The 16,512-nt window shown below is 33.7% G+C and carries 15 protein-coding genes, 1 pseudogene and 1 other annotated feature; of the genes and pseudogenes, 12 read left to right on the top strand and 4 right to left on the bottom strand.

What is annotated here, in order from left to right:
* Nucleotides 1-126: 126 nt before the first annotated feature.
* Nucleotides 127-336 (top strand): hypothetical protein, encoded by a 210-nt coding sequence (locus NiCM35_RS19370; protein ID WP_172860039.1) that lies wholly within the window; start codon nucleotides 127-129, stop codon nucleotides 334-336.
* A 40-nt stretch (nucleotides 337-376) separates the two neighbouring features.
* Here NiCM35_RS19370 and NiCM35_RS19365 read toward each other — a convergent pair whose 3' ends face one another.
* Complete coding sequence (locus NiCM35_RS19365) at nucleotides 377-1,489, bottom strand: metallophosphoesterase (RefSeq protein ID WP_123259249.1); 1,113 nt, start codon at nucleotides 1,487-1,489, stop codon at nucleotides 377-379.
* A 94-nt stretch (nucleotides 1,490-1,583) separates the two neighbouring features.
* Nucleotides 1,584-3,056 carry a glucose-6-phosphate dehydrogenase gene (gene zwf / locus NiCM35_RS19360; protein WP_249928604.1) on the bottom strand — a complete coding sequence of 491 codons (1,473 nt, stop codon included), beginning with the start codon at nucleotides 3,054-3,056 and terminating at the stop codon, nucleotides 1,584-1,586.
* Nucleotides 3,057-3,473: 417 nt separating this feature from the next.
* Between zwf and rnz the strand changes: the two genes are divergently transcribed.
* Nucleotides 3,474-4,388: a ribonuclease Z gene (rnz, locus tag NiCM35_RS19355; RefSeq protein WP_123259251.1), complete on the top strand. Its 915-nt coding sequence runs from the start codon at nucleotides 3,474-3,476 to the stop codon at nucleotides 4,386-4,388.
* A gap of 53 nt (nucleotides 4,389-4,441) precedes the next feature.
* Here the strand turns inward: rnz and proC are convergent, their stop codons facing one another.
* Entirely contained in the window at nucleotides 4,442-5,278 is an 837-nt protein-coding gene (proC, locus tag NiCM35_RS19350; protein ID WP_095332905.1) for a pyrroline-5-carboxylate reductase, read from the bottom strand.
* A 54-nt stretch (nucleotides 5,279-5,332) separates the two neighbouring features.
* Nucleotides 5,333-5,556 (bottom strand) — a binding site (T-box leader).
* Nucleotides 5,557-5,682: 126 nt separating this feature from the next.
* Between proC and NiCM35_RS19345 the strand changes: the two genes are divergently transcribed.
* Complete coding sequence (locus NiCM35_RS19345; RefSeq protein WP_123257891.1) at nucleotides 5,683-5,973, top strand: hypothetical protein; 291 nt, start codon at nucleotides 5,683-5,685, stop codon at nucleotides 5,971-5,973.
* 419 nt (nucleotides 5,974-6,392) lie between these two features.
* Nucleotides 6,393-7,187 carry an SDR family NAD(P)-dependent oxidoreductase gene (locus NiCM35_RS19340; protein WP_371000274.1) on the top strand — a complete coding sequence of 265 codons (795 nt, stop codon included), beginning with the start codon at nucleotides 6,393-6,395 and terminating at the stop codon, nucleotides 7,185-7,187.
* A 6-nt stretch (nucleotides 7,188-7,193) separates the two neighbouring features.
* Here NiCM35_RS19340 and NiCM35_RS19335 read toward each other — a convergent pair whose 3' ends face one another.
* Complete coding sequence (locus NiCM35_RS19335) at nucleotides 7,194-7,388, bottom strand: YqzH family protein (protein ID WP_095332911.1); 195 nt, start codon at nucleotides 7,386-7,388, stop codon at nucleotides 7,194-7,196.
* Nucleotides 7,389-8,163: 775 nt separating this feature from the next.
* On the opposite strand from NiCM35_RS19335, the gene NiCM35_RS19330 reads away from it, so the two are divergent.
* The 8 genes and pseudogenes from NiCM35_RS19330 (at nucleotide 8,164) to NiCM35_RS19295 (ending at nucleotide 16,413) form a co-directional block, all read left to right on the top strand.
* Nucleotides 8,164-8,625 carry a MarR family transcriptional regulator gene (locus tag NiCM35_RS19330; protein WP_123257890.1) on the top strand — a complete coding sequence of 154 codons (462 nt, stop codon included), beginning with the start codon at nucleotides 8,164-8,166 and terminating at the stop codon, nucleotides 8,623-8,625.
* Nucleotides 8,626-8,645: 20 nt separating this feature from the next.
* On the top strand, nucleotides 8,646-9,836 hold the full coding sequence (locus NiCM35_RS19325; RefSeq protein ID WP_433780585.1) for an MFS transporter: 1,191 nt from the start codon (nucleotides 8,646-8,648) through the stop codon (nucleotides 9,834-9,836).
* A gap of 257 nt (nucleotides 9,837-10,093) precedes the next feature.
* The gene (gene msrA / locus NiCM35_RS19320; protein ID WP_095332916.1) at nucleotides 10,094-10,606 is read left to right on the top strand and encodes a peptide-methionine (S)-S-oxide reductase MsrA; all 513 of its coding nucleotides are present in this window, start codon (nucleotides 10,094-10,096) and stop codon (nucleotides 10,604-10,606) included.
* A gap of 204 nt (nucleotides 10,607-10,810) precedes the next feature.
* Nucleotides 10,811-12,523 (top strand): methyl-accepting chemotaxis protein, encoded by a 1,713-nt coding sequence (locus NiCM35_RS19315; protein ID WP_433780583.1) that lies wholly within the window; start codon nucleotides 10,811-10,813, stop codon nucleotides 12,521-12,523.
* Nucleotides 12,524-12,810: 287 nt separating this feature from the next.
* Nucleotides 12,811-13,272: pseudogene (locus NiCM35_RS19310) on the top strand (Type 1 glutamine amidotransferase-like domain-containing protein); the annotation flags it as partial.
* Nucleotides 13,273-13,371: 99 nt separating this feature from the next.
* On the top strand, nucleotides 13,372-14,049 hold the full coding sequence (locus NiCM35_RS19305; protein WP_433780581.1) for a VOC family protein: 678 nt from the start codon (nucleotides 13,372-13,374) through the stop codon (nucleotides 14,047-14,049).
* A 260-nt stretch (nucleotides 14,050-14,309) separates the two neighbouring features.
* Nucleotides 14,310-15,002, top strand: coding sequence for a response regulator transcription factor (locus NiCM35_RS19300; protein WP_433780580.1), 693 nt, complete (start codon nucleotides 14,310-14,312; stop codon nucleotides 15,000-15,002).
* Nucleotides 15,003-15,012: 10 nt separating this feature from the next.
* Nucleotides 15,013-16,413 carry a sensor histidine kinase gene (locus tag NiCM35_RS19295; RefSeq protein WP_433780578.1) on the top strand — a complete coding sequence of 467 codons (1,401 nt, stop codon included), beginning with the start codon at nucleotides 15,013-15,015 and terminating at the stop codon, nucleotides 16,411-16,413.
* The last annotated feature ends 99 nt before the right edge of the window (nucleotides 16,414-16,512 follow it).

The raw sequence follows: 16,512 nt of genomic DNA, 5'->3' as shown, positions 1-16,512 counted from the left end.
GAAGAAAAGAGGTGTTCACAAGGTGAATGAAAGCCAAAAATAAGAAAAGGAGGAAGAAAAGAGGTGTTCATAAGGTGAATGAAAACCACAATGAAGAGAGAGCAGAGGAAAAGAGGTGTTCATAAGATGAATGAAAACCACAATGAAGAGAGAAAAGCAGAAAAAAGGCGTTCATCAGCCATTTTAGAACCAACAAAAAAAGAAAAAGGCAGTAAAGTGACCTTCATACATAAATTTTACGTATCCAAAGAGTTTAAACAACTACAAAATCTACAAACAAATTACAACGAGAAGACAAAAAAATATGCTGCTATAACAAGCAGCACAATCATCTAGCAAATTACTTTTTCACAAAAATAAATGTATTAAAAACAATCTACTCTTTAAAAGTTATATCAATATAAACAATTTCCGATCTGCTGCCAATTCTAATGGGCGGTCCCCAAAATCCAAATCCAGAGGAAACTATTGCATGAAGCTGTTTCTTTTTCTTATAGCCCCAGTCCAACTCAAAAACTCGTTTGGTAATTAGATGGTTTGGTGCCATTTGCCCGCGATGGGTATGTCCAGATAGAATGATATCAATTCCATCATTCATTGCTGCTTCCAGTTCATCTGGCTGGTGATCCATCATCAGAATTGGTAAATGGTTACTTTCACTTTCAAGAAGGCTAGGAATGGAAAGTCTTTCTTGGTCCGTTTTATCTTTACGACCAATTAATCGAATGGTTTCATCGATAGTTACTTTTTCGTCCATTAAGATGCGAATACCAATTCGGTTCATTTCTTCTAGAAAAGTTGGAATCATTTTGCCGTAATATTCATGATTACCTAATACCCCAAAAATACCTAAAGGAGCTTGTAATTGTTTTAATTGTTCTCCCATATCCTTTTTCAAAAAAGGAATGGGATCGTCATCAATGATATCCCCGGGCAGCAAGATTAAATCTGGCTCTAAACCGTTTATTTTCGTTACAAGGCGGTTTAGATGACTTTTCCCAGATAAAGTACCAAAGTGCATATCAGAAGCCATAGCGATCCTCAGAGAGTCTCTTTTCGCTTGTTTTTTGTCTACTGTGAGTTTATAGGTTCTAATAACAGGAGAATAAGCGTTAAATGTTCCGTAAATAAGTAAAAACAGAAGAATTACCGCGGCAGCACTTCCTACTATTTTTGTTGCATCTTCTGACGGAATAGATAGGTTTAATAAAAGCCATCCTAAATTAGCTAATGGAAACAGTATGATACCATATTCAAAAATAGCAAGCCAGTACGCACCAAGTACTTTAAATATGGTAATGGACTTAAGGAAATGGCTGACAATATATGAATAAGAGAAAAGAATAGCTGCTCCAATATAAATGGATGGATAGGTTAATAGATTTAAGGAATCAAGCCATACATAACCATTCCATCCTAAGTAGAAGACGAGTAGATTATATAAAAGGAATACGAGAATGACAGATAGGATTAATTTGATTTTTTTCATGAGAAACTCCTTAGACTGAAATAATAATTTAGGGAAAGAAAAAACGTGAATACAATAAGATTCACGTTTTTTAGAGAGTCACTTGAAGTGTGAGTTAGCAAACATCTACTTCAAATTGATTAACTGGCCACCAGAAGAAACCATCTTTTTCTAATAATTCATCAGCTTCTTTTGGTCCCATTGTACCAGAAGCATAATTAGGGAATTGAGTAGCAGGTGTTTGTTCCCAAGCTTGGGAAATTTTATCGACATAGCTCCATGATAATGCCACTTCATCCCAATGTGTAAAGTTAGTAGCATCCCCATGCAAGCTATCGTCAATTAGCTTTTCATATGCTTCTGGCGTATTGATTCCTGCAATACCAGTATTAGCATAGCTTAGCTTTATTGGTGTTGCTTCCATATTTTGTCCTGCTTTTTTGGCGTTTAAGTGTAAAGTAATTCCTTCTTCTGGCTGAATGTGAATAACAAGAAGATTTGGAGTGATTTCTTGATTTGGACGATTATATAAATTCATTGGAATATCTTTAAATTGTACCACTATTTTTGTTGATTTACTTTCTAATCTTTTACCAGTACGGATATAGAATGGAACACCAGCCCAACGGAAGTTATCAATCATTACTTTTCCAGCGACAAAAGTTTCTGTGTTGGAGTTAGGGTCTACCATTTGTTCTTCGCGGTAGCTCGGTACCTCAACATCTTCCACAAGTCCTTTTCCATATTGTCCTCTTACAAAGTATTTATCAACTTCATCTACTTCAACAGAACGCATGGCACGGAAAACTTTCACTTTTTCTGAGCGAATCTCATCTGGTGTAAGTTTAATTGGCGGTTCCATTGCAAGTAGTGCAACCATTTGCAGCATATGGTTTTGAACCATATCACGAAGTGCCCCGCTTGTTTCATAATATCTTCCACGTTCTTCCACGCCTAATACTTCACTTGAAGTAATCTGAATGTTACTGATATAGCGGTTATTCCATAGATTTTCAAAAATTGCATTGGAAAAACGGATTGTTTCGATATTTTGAACCATCGCTTTTCCTAAATAGTGGTCAATTCGATAAACTTCATCTTCAGAAAAAGCAGTACGAATTTGTTCATTCAGTTCTTTGGCCGATTCTAAATCATGACCAAATGGTTTTTCGATAATTAGACGTTTGTACCCTTTTACTTCTGTTAGTCCATCCTGCTTTAAATGAATGGCGATAGGACCAAAGAATTCAGGTGCCATTGCTAAGTAGAATACACGATTACCATTTAAGTTATGTTTTACATCTAATTCATCAGCTATGTTTTTAAGCTCAACATAAGAACTTGAATCTGTAACATCATGTGAATGATAGCAGAAATAAGAAGCGAATGTCTCAAGATCATCATTTTTAGAACTTGCAATTGCTTCAGAAACAGAATTAACAACATTTTGTTTAAACTGTTCTTGTGTTAATGTTCTTCTCCCGACACCTACAACCGCAAAATTTGCTAATTTACCTTTTTTATACAATCGATAAAGAGAGGGGAAAAGTTTTCTATTCGCTAAATCTCCTGTTGCCCCGAAGATCATAATAAGTGCATTTGATGTTTGTTTTTCATTCACTTTCTAGTACCTCATTTCATTTATATATGTATGAAAATTATTAAATTGCTGTTTTACATAGGTGCATTTTCACTTAAATAATACATGTACCTATACAGTTATAAAATTTTATCTTTTTCTTAAGGAGATAGCAACAAATTTGTTTATAATTTTTGCAAATATTTTTACTATTTGTATTTACAGCAGAAATTTTTCATTCATCCAACATGATATTACAATATATTAGCAAAAGTTACTAGTTAAAAGATTTACGTATTTGGATAAACAGGCAGCTGTAAAGTATACTTAATACGTCTATTCTAATTTAGTATTTAATGATACGCTTTTATTTATACAAAGGATTCATGACAAGAAAGAAAACGAAAGGGGATTAGTAAGCTTATTATGAAGTTGCAATTTTTAGGAACTGGGGCAGGTATTCCAGCAAAAGCAAGAAATGTTACAGCGATTGCTTTAAAGCTTTTAGAAGAGAAGGGAAGTATTTGGCTATTTGATTGTGGCGAAGCAACGCAGCATCAAATTTTACATACCAATATTAAACCAAGAAGAATTGATAAAATTTTTATTACCCATTTGCATGGAGACCATCTATATGGTTTACCAGGCTTTCTCGCCAGTCGGTCTTTCCAAGGGGGAGAGACACCACTAACGATATATGGGCCGAAAGGAATTAAGGAGTATGTACAAGTTAGCCTTGCTGTCAGCAAAACTTTTTTAAAGTATGCGCTAAATATTGTAGAAATCGATGAAGGCATTATTTTGGAAGAACAAGATTTTATCGTGGAAGCAAAAATACTTGAGCATGGTGTTACAAGTTATGGCTATCGGATTATAGAAAAGGACCGACCTGGAAAATTAGATACAGATAAATTAAAGCAATATGGAATAATGCCTGGCCCTATTTATAAAAAAATTAAAGAGGGGGAAGACCTCGTCCTTGATGACGGTACGATTGTAGGTAGCCAAACCTTTCTTGGCCCGAATATTAAAGGGAGAATTATCACTATTTTAGGAGATACAAGAACCTGTGCTTCTGCTGAGATTTTGGCGAAAGAGGCTAAAATATTGGTTCATGAAGCAACCTTCTCCGAAAAAGAAAGTTCCATCGCAACGGAATATTATCATTCTACAACGGCACAAGCTGCCAAAACAGCTAAAAAGGCAAATGTAGACTGTCTCATTCTTACACATATTAGTGCCAGATATGATTATGCATTAACAGAACAATTATTGCAGGAAGCAAGAACTATCTTTCCCAATACATATATAGCAGAAGATTTTTCAGAATACGAGATATAAGTAAAAGGATGTTGTCAAAAAAGCGGCAACATCCTTTCTATATTTAAATAATGTTATTTGGACAGTTTTAGTTCTTCTGTAAGTGCTTTTCCCATCCTTTTGGATTGGGCTGTTGCCTCTTCCATACACGAAATGAAGGCCTTCTGTACATCATATTGCTCAAGAATGTTAATGCCTGCTTCTGTTGTGCCACCAGGACTAGTTACATTCTTGCGAAGCTCAAGTGCGCTCTTGGGGGACGATGCGATCATTTCCGCTGCACCAAGGATTGTTTGTACAATCAACTCATTAGCTACTTCCCGATTTAGTCCGATTTTTACAGCTCCTTTTTCCATCGCTTCCACTAAATAATAGATATAAGCTGGACCGCTTCCAGAAAGACCGGTTATGGCATCTAATTGTTCTTCTTGAACAAATGTAACTAATCCAACTGTTTCAAACATGTCCAGGACGAATGTTTTTTGTGCTTCTTCTACAAAGGAGTTGAAGGCAATACCTGTTGCTGATTTTCCAACTGTTGCAGAAGTATTGGGCATAGCACGTGCAATGGGAACTTCCAGTCCGATTAGCCGTTGCAGACTGTCCATATTTACGCCAGCAAGCACGCTAATGAGCAGCGTTTCTTTTGTGATATAATTTTTCCATTGTACAGTAGCTTCTTTTAGATCTTTCGGTTTCATCGCGAGAATAATGGCATCAGCTTCTCCAACTAATTTTTCTATATCGAAAGAGTATTTAACACCATAGCGATTCTGTAATTCAATGAGTCTTTCTGTATTACCGCGGTTTGTGACGGTAATTTCTGTACTCTCCTGCAACTTACTAGAAACAATCCCCGAAATTAACGCTTCGCTCATAGAACCAGCACCAATGATAGCAATTTTTTTCATTTTTATTCCTCCTATAAAAACGTTGTATGGAAATAAGAAAACCTCTCGTCATAATGAAAGGACGAAAGGTTTTTTCCGCGGTACCACCTTAGTTTAACTATAATCAGCATATGTGCGTGATTATACAACTCTTTTCCGGTAACGACGGTTTACGTTTAGGTTTGCCTAACAACTCCTAAGTAGGTTCAATGAAATGGATCTTGATGAAGTTTTGCAGCCATAGAACTTCACTCTCTAGCAAGCCATTGTCATTTACTAATCTTAATCATCGCATTCCTATGATAAATTTATTTGATTATGCAAGAAAAAAGGCTTGTCTGTCAATAGAAAAATAGAGTAGTGGGAAAATTAGTCCGTTGATTGTATAATTAAATTTAGAATTTTACAAAAAAAGGGGATTCGCAATGAAGAATAGAATAAAAGGTTCTTATCTATATTTCTTGATAGATGATAATCTCATCTATTGTTACAAATTAGAGTCACACACATACATTACATTAGATGACTTAAAAAAAACTAAGCATTCTGCTCTTTATAATATTAAAAATAGACAAGAGTTTCAAAGCTTTGAACATGAAAATAGTGAAGCAGTGCAAGGTCTTGGATTATTTTTGGATGAAGAAAGTTTAAACGAAATAGTTACGTGCATCAACAAAGCGATAGAAAACAACAGAAGAAAAGACCGTGAAACATAAAAAAGCTATTCATCTTGTTGCATCCCCATATATTGCAAGTAGATTAGCTGTTGATCTTCAAGGATAAGGAAAAAACAGATTATATCAGGACTAGTCAGCTTATATGGAGAGATAGAGGAAAAGTATCTTTATACGGATCCCGATTTTCTTGAATATTGGATTCGCTACCTTGTTTATTCAGGTGCATTGGAGATGAAAGGAATTCCTAAAAATAGGAGACGTTATTTTGTTTGTTTAAAAAAGATGAGTGAAGCGCTCAGTTGTTATTTTAAATTTTCTATGTGAAAATGAGAAGGGAAACATCAAGGCCAAGAAAGAGAAAAGTTGGATTTAATCGATATAATATATCAATCTATTGATGATTATTTAGGAAATAAGAATAAGGCATTTTTACATGATGCATGTGCTTTTTGAGGTGGATAATGAAGGAATTAAACGGAAAGAACATAGTAATTACAGGTGCTTCGTCTGGCATAGGAGAGAAAATTGCTATAAAAGCTGCTCATTTGGGGGCTCGTCCTATCCTTCTGGCTCGTTCAGAAGATAAGCTCGCTGCTATTTGCAAGAAAATAAATAATCAGTTTCCCGGACAAGCTCTTTATTTTACTTTAGATGTAAGCAATTTGGAGCAAGTAAAGAAAGTCTTTGCAAAGATATATCAAGAAGTTGAATTTATTGATATATTAATTAATAATGCTGGATTTGGTATCTTCGATATGGTTCATGAAGCAAAAATGGAAGACATTAATCGATTGTTTCAAGTAAATGTAATGGGGCTTATTGCTTGTACCAAAGAGGTATTACCTTCGATGCTAAAAAATAATGAAGGCCATATCATTAATGTCGCCTCCCAAGCAGGAAAACTAGCTACTGCTAAATCAAGTGCCTATGCAGCGACAAAACACGCTGTTCTAGGATTTACAAATAGTCTTCGAATGGAAGTGGCTAATTCAAATATAAAAATCTCTGCTGTAAATCCAGGACCAATCGAGACAAATTTTTTTCATATAGCCGACAAAACGGGGAATTATGTAAAAAATGTGCAGAAATTTATGCTTTCAGCTGATACAGTGGCTGATAAAATAATAAAATTAATGCTACATCCAAAACGTGAGTTAAATTTACCTGTGTGGATGAACTGGGGAAGTGTTCTTTATAATCTATTTCCGGGAATTGCAGACAAGCTTGTTGGCGGGATTTTAAATAAAAAATAGAATGAGCTAAAGTGAATTCGTAATATAACTATAAACAACATCTTGAACTAGATCATAAAGGTCATGGACAGGATGTTGTTTTTTTAAAGCGATAATATGGACTGCTAAGCGTTCATAATCATGAAGAGAGAGTGAATCGGGTTCCAAATGATATTGATTAAGTGATTTTTGAATCATTTTTTTTATGAGTAATGTATTCATCTTATCTTTCCTTATTAATGAGTAGTTTTTCTTTTAATAATAAAAAGTGAAAAAATTAGATTATCCGTATAAACACTGAATGTACTAATACCTTTCAAGGAAAAAGTAATATAACTACTATTTTACTACTTTTGGACGAATCTTGATATGTTGAAATAATCTAGAAAAGGAAAAATCCTTCCATTGTGAAAATTAAATACGGAATAGATAGGCACTTTAAAACAAAGTGTCTCAGACTGTAGACAAACTCCTGTATTTTTGGAAATAGAAGTTTAACTAAAGAATATTTATTAACCTCTTTGAATCAGGGGGTTACTTTCCACTCCGGGGGTTCGCTTTCCGTGGGGCTCGCGCTGAGCCGCTTCGGCTTTCAGCCTGCAGGGTCTCAGACTGTCTCGCTAATCCCACAGGAGTCTCACCCCCTCCACTCCAAGCAACGCATAAAAATGCAATTCTACTTCACAAATATCTTTTTGTCTACAAACTGAGGCACTTTAAAACAAAGTGTCTATTTTTATGTTTTAGAAGATTGGCGTGTGATTTAAGGAAAATACAAATGAATCAACTCTTTGGGATAAGTATTAGAAGAAAAACGATTAGAATCTGGTGTATCACAAAATAAGCTAGCAGTTCACGATGGAGTTTTCAGTAAATCTAGAAAAATATTAACCAGTTAATTATTTTTTGTGAAATATGTATTTTATATTGACTATGATAAAATCTTAATATAAACTACAAATAATTAACTGGTTAACAAAAAGATGAGGTGATTTAAATGGACAAAAACACAGAAGCACTAGAGGCTTTAGAACAATTCATCAAGGAAAGAGAAGCTGTTGATAAAATAAGAAAACAGATGAAAATAAGCCAAGAAGAATCAATTATATCGGATTGGACACTGACTCAATTACACATCGTGGCAACTATTAAAGAAAGTGGAAGAGCAAATAATACTACATTATCTGAAAGTTTAAATGTATCTAAACCAGCGATTACAAAAGCTGTCAGGAAATTATTAGAGCATCATATCTTAGAAAAGGTACAAGATGAAGATAACAAAAAAGAAATTTACTACTTGCTAACAAAATCAGGAGAAATGCTTGCTCTTATCCATGCACAACTACATAAACAGGCAAGGGAACGTTATTTGCGTATTTTGAATGAATTTAAACCAGCTGAATTAGAGATCATTATTCGCTTTTTAAATGCTATAACGGAAAGTATAAAGTCTCAATAAGTCTAAAAAGGAGAATATGTATGTCTCGAAAAATGTCTCAAACGAAAATGTTATCTTTATATTTGTTGAGTATTAGTAGTTTTTTCGTTTCTTTAAATCAAAATATTTATACACCGGTGATTCCGCTTATTCGAGATTCCTTTAATGTTTCTATCAGTTGGGTGAATTTTACTGTTAGTAGTTTTATTTTTATCATAGCACTGATTCAAATTATTTTAGGGACTATGATAGATACGAAAAATCAAAAACATTTATTAATACTTAGTTTTATTTTCATTGCTATTTCAACGATTGCCTGTTCGTTTGTAACCAATTTTATACTCTTTATGATTTTTCGGATTGTTCAAGCAATCGGTGCAGGGATTGTCCCTTTAGTGGCAATAAATATGATTTCACACTTATTTGAAGGGGAGAAAAGAGGGAGTGCCATGGGTACGTATCAAATATTGCTCACCCTTGCTCCCGCAGTTGCCCCAATATTAGGAGGAATATTAGGAGAACATTTTGGTTATCCAGGGATTTTCCTATTTCTTTTTATTGTTGCGATCGTCTTGCTGCTGTTTATTATATATACACTTCCTGATAGTGGTGAAAAAGTATATAGTCAGAGAATATCACCAAACTTTATTCAAACCTATCAGGCTATCTTTTCCAACAAAGTAGGTTTTATAACGATAACAGTAAGTTTTTTTATCTTTTTCATTTACTTCGCTATTATCGTATTTTTACCGATACTACTCAACGACCATTATCATATATCCTTGCAAAATATCGGGTTATTATATTTACCTTTAACAGTAAGTATGATTTTAGGGAGTATGCTCTTCAAAAAATTGCAGATAAGAATATCGTGGAGAAAACTGTTTACGATTGTTCTTTTTTTGATGCCTCTGCTCATTATAATTTTTGGTTTACTTCATACGAAATCAATCATAGGGTTAAGTATTCTATTATTTATGTATGGGATAACAGTAGGGTTTGCTTCTCCCTTATTTTCAACGGTTATCAGTAATGAATATAATGAAAACCGTGGTGCTGCTTTAGGTTTGTTTAATTTCATTCGTTATTCTGGTATGGCAGTCGGAGGCATGTTTATTGGATTAAGTCGCATACTACCAAGCTCTTACATCTTTATCTTTTTAGGTGTGTTACTACTTCTTCTTTCTTTATTTCAATATTCAAGTTTAAAAAAGACTTGGAAACAAAGATAGCCTAAACACTATAAACAGTCCATTTTAAGTTTGATTAGCGTTTTTTCTGAAGTGAATGGGTCTATAAATAATAAAGGAAGAGGTTAAATGAAGCATTGTTAGATGTAGTATGACGATAGTGATTTCTCTTTCTTAAGTTTAAAAAAATAGTATCTTTGTACAAAGTATTATATACTAATTTTTATCTAATAAAAGGATTATCACTAATTTTTGATAAAATAAATGATAAGTTCGAACCTATAGGGAGATGAGATAAAATGGAAAAAGCAACTTTTGCAGGTGGATGTTTTTGGTGCATGGTATCCCCATTTGAAGAACAGCCAGGTATTGGCGGTATTGTTTCAGGTTATAGCGGGGGACATGTGGAAAATCCAACTTATGAACAGGTGAAAACTGGAACGACAGGACATTTTGAAGTAGTGGAAATCACATATGATCCTGAAGTCTTTCCATATGAACGTTTATTAGAGTTATATTGGCAGCAAATTGATCCGACAGATCCAGATGGCCAATTTCATGATCGTGGGCCACAGTATCGAACAGCTATTTTTTATCATAATGATAAGCAAAAAGAACTTGCAGAGAAATCAAAACAAGCTATGGCGGCAAGCGGAAAATTTAGCAAGCCCATTGTTACATTAATTGAACCAGCAGCTATCTTCTATCCAGCAGAGGACTATCATCAAGATTATCATAAGAAGAATAAGCAGCATTATAAAGAGGATAGAGAAAAGTCAGGAAGAGATGTGTTTATTAAAGAACACTGGTAAAAAAAGAAGCGAATTTTGCTAAACAAACTGTCTGTAATGATAGATTGTAGCAAAATTCGCTTTTTGTGTTTTCTTTGAGTCTATCTTCCTATGTTTTGTTTGATTATCCTAAACAGCAATAAATATTTTTATTTTTAGGCTAAAGTATTGTCGATACTTGTCGATATGATATAAGGATTAGATCAATGAAAAGAGGTAGCTTCAATGAAATTTTTACAAAATATCAATATTTCTAAAAAAATATTGATTATCATTATGTTTAGTACTATTGGACTGGTGCTGATCGGATTATTTGGAATGTATGGAATAAAAGAGATGGCGAAAAGTTCCAAAGAAATGTATGAAGAAAATCTATTACCTAATACTTACATAGCAAAGATCCAAAACTATCGCCGCACGAACGATAGCTTAGTTATAGAGCTAATGATAACAGAGGATAAAAAGAGAAATGAAGAGTTATTAGAGACTATTAAAAAGAATTCGGAAGAATCGGATAAATATGTCAAAAAGTTAGATGCTATTTCGCTTTCCAAAAAAGAAGAGGATGAATATAAAATTTTTAAAGATGCCTATACAGGCTTTAGAAGTCTTCAAGATGAAGTGATATCATTAGCAAACAATAATTTAAATGACTCTGCCTATAATCTTTATACGAAAAATCTTGAATCGAAGAGAAATATTATTAATAGCCAATTGGATAAACTCCAAACAGCAAATGAGGAAAATGCAGAACAGATATCAAATGAAAATAACAAGTATTATATGAAAATGATATATATTTCTTGGGGAGTTATATTTGTTGCTGTTGTACTTGCTGTATTATTAGGTCTCTATATTTCCGCAATGATTGTTAGCCCAATTAAACGTCTACAGATTTTAATGGAAAGAGGAGGACAAGGAGATTTCTCTGCAAGATCAAGTTATAAGGCAAAGGATGAAGTAGGTTCTCTATCCGATAGTTATAATAGGATGGCGGATGGTATGAAGGCGCTTATCGAAATGTTATCGGAAACGTCCCATCATCTCGCTTCATCATCGGAACAATTGAGTTCCAGTTCAGAAGAAAGCAGCAAAGCAAGTGAACATATTTCTGAAACAATCCAGCAGCTTGCAGAAGGGTCTGAAACACAAATGAGATTGATGGAATCAAGCTCAGCTGGTATCCGTAATGTAAATGAAACGACTGGACATATAACAGTGCGTGCAAAAAAAGTGGCAGAAACAGCAGAGCAAACAGCGGATGTATCGCATGAGGGTGCAAAACGTATTTCAGAAGTAACGACACAAATGAAATCCATTAATAATAATGTGGTGACGCTTGCTGAATCAATAGCTACATTAGAAACTAGAATAAATCAAATAGGAGATATTACTATGGTAATATCGGACATTTCTTCCCAAACCAATTTATTAGCATTAAATGCAGCCATTGAAGCGGCAAGAGCTGGAGAACAAGGAAAAGGTTTTGCTGTTGTAGCGGATGAGGTAAGGAAATTAGCGGAACAAACTGCTGGATCGGCTGAGCAAATTACTGGTCTCATCAGCCAAATTCAAATTGATTCTAAGAATACTTCCTTATCGATGACAACTGCTGCAAATGATGTAGATGCAGGAATAACAATTGTCCAAGATGCAGGAGAATCATTCCATAGAATCGAACATTCTGTACAAGAACTAGTTATATTAGTAGAGGAAGTAAGTCAATCGCTTGATCAATTAAAAGAACATACGAATACAATCAATGGTTCGATTTTGGAAGTGAATTCGATGGCAAGTGAAGCAGCAGCAAGTACAGAAAATGTATCTGCTGCAACCGAAGAACAGGTTGCATCCATGCAAGAAATAGCAGCTTCTTCTACATCATTAGCACAATTAGCTTCCGATTTACAAGATAAGATAAAGCAATTTAAAATATAAAATTTCATAGAGAATTGCTTAAAAATGTATAGCAGTTCTTTTCATTTAGTATTCGAATAGGTATGTAAGCAAATATAAACCCGAACTATTATACGGAAATGTTAGTGGGAATTTCGTATAATAGTTCGGTTTTTTTTATTCAAAAGAAATGAAAGAATGATAGATTTAGAACTTGATCTAGAGGTTGTAGCACAACCCTTTCTTATGTGTTCAAAGGAATATCGTATAGTAATAGCGTATTTAAAAATCTTTATCCTTTTGGCTATGTCCTCAAAATATAATGTAAAATTAATTATAGTATTCCGAAAAAAGATGCACATGCTCTAATCGAAAATGCTTCCGTTATATTCTTGTTGGGTGGAGATACACTTAACTTAAATAGTTTTTTGCAGGAATATGAACTGTTTGATTTGATTCGAAAAAGCAAGGCTGTTGTAATGGGGGCAAGCGCTGGTGCAATCAATATGTCCGCAAAATGGTTATGCTCAAAACATTTTGGCTATGAAGTGGAAATAAGCACTGTATATGATGGAATTAGTCTTGGCAATTTTTCGATTCTGTCTCATTTTGACCTAGAAAATAACCTTGCATTGGTTCAAAAAGAACTATCTCCTTTATCAGAGGAAATTGACATTTATGCATCGAATAAAGATTGTGCTGTACGAGTAAAGGAAGATAAAGTGGACATTTTAGGTGAGGTGTATTTAATTTCCCACTCAAATATTAAGAAATTAGAGGAGACTCTCTAATTTTTATTGAAGTGTAAGCAATACTTTAGACTACTAAGGATGATATATATTAGAATTAACGGAGTATTAGAAATATTAACGAAAGTGGGGATATAGATAATGGAAGTAAAACTGCTAACTCTGCAAACGAATAATATCAAAGAAATGAAGAGTTTTTATGTAGAGACTCTTGGATTTCCATTGATTAAGGAAGATAGTCATAGCTTTTGCATTAAAGCGGGTTCAAGCAAATTGAAATTTACATCAGAAAATGTATTGGGTAATCCATATTACCACTTTGCTTTTAACATTTTTGCTAATAAATTTGCAGAAGCAAAGTCATGGGTAAAAGAAAGGGTTGCATTAAATGTTAATGATGAGGGAGAAGATGAAGTGTATTTTTCCAATTTCCAAGCTCATTCTCTCTATTTTTATGATCCTTCTGGAAATATAGTAGAGTTTATTTCAAGGAACTCTATTTCCGAACAAGATGAGGCTCCTTTTTCTAGTGAAAGTGTCATAAACATCAGCGAGATAGGGGTAACGGTCAGTGATGTAGCAGCCGCAGGGAAAAGATTGATGAAAGTGGGAATTAATGAACGGGATAATCAACCTTTAGATCTAACATCCATCAACTTTATGGGAGAAAAATCAAAAGGCATCTTCTTAATCCTTAATAAACCAGGAAGAGAATGGTTCTTCTCTAATAAAATTTCAGCTGTATTCCCTCTGGAAATTATCACCTCTCAACATCACACAATCGTGGTTGATGTAGAAGGGAATTTAGAAGTTAGCTAGAATGAATATAAAAATTTTTCCTTGTTGATAAATTCAGAGGTTGGAAAAGATATAAATCTTTGTATGGGAGATTGGTAAAAAAGTATTTGAAAGATTAATACCTTCTAAATTTAATAGGAAGTATATGGTACCAAAGGATCATCCTACTTTTAAAAACATTGCATTGACAATCACTATAGCAAAATATAGACTCAAATTATAATAGGTAAATATGGAAATTAATGGACGGTGATCTGTTGATAGATGGAGGAGTGGCTGAATTGACTTTCAACAACATTTTAATCGTGGATGATCATGAGGAAATTATCCTATTGATGACAGATTTTCTTGAAATAGAAAACTATCAAGTCTATAGTGCAAAAAATACGAATGAAGCGAGTGATATATTACATCAAACAAAAATAGATTGTATTCTTCTAGACGTTATGATGCCAGGGATGGATGGATTTAGTTTTTGTAAAAACATTCGCAAAGAATCTGATATCCCTATTCTATTTTTAAGTGCATATGAAACAGATACTGATAAAATTAGAGGTCTTACACTTGGAGCAGATGATTATATTGTTAAATCCGCTAGTCCTAGTGAAATAGTAGCTAGGATTAAAGCTGTTGAAAGAAGAATGAGTCTTACAAGAGAGCGTGGCTTAGGGGAAAAAAAGATACTTTCCATCGGCAATCTAATATTAAACAAAAACACAAGGTCAGTAACAGTTGGTACACAAGAAGTGGACCTTACAGCCATTGAGTTTAATTTATTAGAATATTTTATGGAGAATGAAGGAATTGTATTATCCTATGAACAAATAATTGCAAGAATTTGGCATGATGAATTTACAGGGTATCACAGTGTCCGCGTTCATGTTGCTAATTTAAGGGAAAAACTAGCTGTTTTTTCTTCTATTCCGGAAATAAAAACGATTAGATCAGTTGGTTATCTATTACAAAAAGGATGATAACGTAAATATGCATAAAATAAGTTTTAAGTTATTGATTTTTATTAGCTTTCTCGTCATTTTTTTTGTTCCAGTATCAATAACAAAGTTAATTTTCCATAAAGTGATAGATAACCACTCTCAATTTGATGATATAACCTATGAGAGGAACGAGTGGATAGAGAAAAATGTTTTGGATATGGATGGCAGAGTATTCTTTGAAGAAGATTGGCGAGAGCAGTTAATCCATAAAGCGGAGGAAGATAATGTAGAATTATTTATTATTAATCGAGAAGGGGAAATAACCTATACAAAAGGAATAGTAGAATCCAGAAATGCATTAATTGATAAAAAGGATGATCAAACAACAGGCGTAAGATATGAACAATATGATTTTGGTGGTTTTGATCAATATAATATATATGCTGAAGATTCACTAATAGCTTCTGTATATATTAGTTACCCAATATCGGATCAGGCAGTGATTAATAACCATCCAAATTATGATCTCGCAATATTAACTGGGATAATTACAATTGTTGCTGGTTTGATTATCATCTTCTTTCATAAAAATTTGATTAAGCCATTGTCTGCTCTTAATCGTTCTTCTCAACAAATCTCTAATGAAAATTATCATGTTACTTTGCCAGCTTCCAGAATTAAAGAAGTGAACAATAGTACAGAAGCTTTTATGAAGATGGCGCATAAACTTGAATTAGCAAAGCAGAAAAATAAACAGTTGGAGGAGGAAAGAAAACTATTTGTTTCTTCTATTGTTCATGATTTGAGAACACCTATTTTTTCGTTAAGAGGTTTCTTGGAAGGATTACAGAAAGGGATTATTACAAAAGAAAAAAAGAAAATACAATATGTTGAAATGTGTTTGAAACAAGCTGATCATTTGAATGAATTAGTTTCATCATTGGCTGATTATTCTAAAATTGAAGGACAAATTAAGCTGGGAAAAATAACCACTTTCACTATGCTAGATATAATATCTGATGTGAAAGAACTGTTGTATTATAGCTTGGCTCAAAAAAATATAATGGTTGAAGTAAATATTGTAACGAATAAGCAAATTAGTGGTGACTTTTCATTGCTGAAAAGAGCTTTTGAAAATATATTGGCTAATAGCATCCGCCACAGCCCAGAAAATGGAACAATCGAGGTTATAATAAAAGAGGATAAAGGCTATGTAGAGACCGTAATTGTAGATAATGGAGAAGGTTTCGTTGAAAGTGAATTGGATTATGTATTTAAACCATTATATAGAGGAGAATCTGCAAGAAGTGGTCCAAATCAAAGGATGGGACTAGGGTTAACCATTACACATGTAATCATTCAAAAACATGAAGGGATTATTAAAGCGACTAATGATAAGAAAAAAGGAGCAAAAGTGATTGTACGGATCCCTATTAATGGTTCAGCATAATATACTTCCTCAAACAAAAAAGAATCGACAATGGAAAGAACTATCTATCCATTGTCGATTCTTTTTTTTCGAGTAAACGCAGGTAACTATTTTTTTTCG

Source organism: Niallia sp. M35 (assembly GCF_050971705.1).
GTDB lineage: Bacteria > Bacillota > Bacilli > Bacillales > Cytobacillaceae > Niallia > Niallia circulans_A.
The sequence above is the reverse complement of the archived record's forward strand: the minus strand, read 5'-3'. Positions and strand labels throughout refer to the sequence as shown.